Origin of the sequence: Klebsiella sp. K47 (genome assembly GCF_051858335.1) — a bacterium.
In the GTDB taxonomy this organism is placed as follows: Bacteria; Pseudomonadota; Gammaproteobacteria; order Enterobacterales; family Enterobacteriaceae; genus Klebsiella; species Klebsiella pneumoniae.
In genome coordinates this window covers 1-208 of the sequence record NZ_JBPYUI010000617.1, presented here as the reverse complement: position 1 = coordinate 208, position 208 = coordinate 1, and the positions used below count along the sequence as shown (strand labels likewise).

At 68.8% G+C, this 208-nt stretch carries 1 protein-coding gene; it reads left to right on the top strand.

The window, feature by feature from the left end:
* The coding region (gene rlmJ, locus RRF55_RS29450) for a 23S rRNA (adenine(2030)-N(6))-methyltransferase RlmJ (RefSeq protein WP_439419521.1) at positions 1 to 208 on the top strand (208 nt) is incomplete at both ends.

Below are 208 nucleotides of genomic sequence, written 5' to 3'. Positions count from 1 at the left end.
GCCGAGTATCAGGCCATCCTGGCCTCGGTGACCGAGATCCTGGGGCGCTGGCCGCAGGCCAGCTTCGCGATCTGGTTCCCGATCAAGCAGCGCCGGACCATCCTGCATTTCCTGCGCAAGGCCTGCGCCCTGCCGGTGAAATCGGTGCTGACCGCCGAGCTGCTGATCCGCCCGGACGACTCCCCGCTGCGGCTCAACGGCAGCGGCA